Here is a 1,097-nt window from a genome sequence, read left to right as displayed (position 1 = left end):
CGATCCGGGGCGCTTTCCCGCCGAGTACGCGCATATCCTGGCCGACGACTTCACCGGGCCGGACCTGCGCAACCAGATTGCCAAGCTGCTGCCGCAATTGCTGGCGGCATCCGAGCCGGGCAATGCGGCGGCCGACCTGGTGGCCGAGTCGTCCGCCATGCAGCAGTTCCTGTCGCAGGTGGAGACATTTGCCGATTTCGGCAGCAATGTGATGCTGTATGGCGAGACCGGTGCCGGCAAGGAGCGCATCGCGCAGCTGTTCCACGAACGCAACAACATCTACGGCAAGGGGCCGTTCGTCGCCGTCAATTGCGGCGCGATCCCCGATGGCTTGTTCGAGTCGCAATTCTTCGGCCATGCCAAGGGTGCGTTCACCGGGGCGATGTTTGCCCACCGCGGTTTTTTCGAGCAGGCCAATGGCGGCACGCTCTTTCTCGACGAGATTGGCGACCTGCCGCTGTTCCAGCAGGTCAAGCTGCTGCGGGTGCTGGAGGAGAACGCCTTGACCCGGCTGGGTTCGACCATGCCTGTCAAGCTGGACTTCCGCCTGGTCGCCGCGACCAACAAGGACCTGCGCGAGGCCGTGTCGCAGGGGCGCTTTCGCGCGGATCTCTATTTCCGCCTGGCGGTGATCGAGCTGCGCCTGCCCAGCCTGGAAGAGCGCGGCGCGGCGGACAAGGTGGCGCTGCTGGTGTCGTTTCTCAGGCAGATGCTCGGCGCCTCCGGCTTCGATGCGCTGCCGCCGCTGCCCGACTGGCTCAAGGGCGCGGTAGGCACGGCATTTTTTACGGGCAATGTGCGCGAACTGCGCAACCTGGCCGAGCGCATCGGCATCACCGTGCAGCAGACCGGGCATTGGGAGGAGCCGCGTATCCGCCCGCTGTTCCGCAGCCTGCGGCCGGGCGCATTCGACGGCAACGAGCGCACCGCGGACTGGCGCGGCGAGACCGAGGAGCGCCGCCGCATCGTGGCCGCGCTGGACGCCAATAGCTGGCGGCGCCAGGACACGGCGGCCAGCCTCGGCATCAGCCGCAAGGTGCTGTGGGAGAAGATGCGCAAGTTCCAGATCGCCGACAACGAAGCCGAGCCAGCGTGAC

1 protein-coding gene is annotated in these 1,097 nt (G+C 66.7%); it reads left to right on the top strand.

Going from position 1 to position 1,097, the window contains the following annotated elements:
- The coding region (locus tag P3W85_RS36575) for a sigma 54-interacting transcriptional regulator (protein ID WP_276268370.1) at positions 1–1,096 on the top strand (1,096 nt) is incomplete at its 5' end.
- Between the last annotated feature and the right edge of the window lies 1 nt (position 1,097).

The sequence above is a fragment of the Cupriavidus basilensis genome (assembly GCF_029335485.1).
Taxonomy (GTDB): domain Bacteria; phylum Pseudomonadota; class Gammaproteobacteria; order Burkholderiales; family Burkholderiaceae; genus Cupriavidus; species Cupriavidus basilensis_E.
The sequence above is the reverse complement of the archived record's forward strand: the minus strand, read 5'-3'. Positions and strand labels throughout refer to the sequence as shown.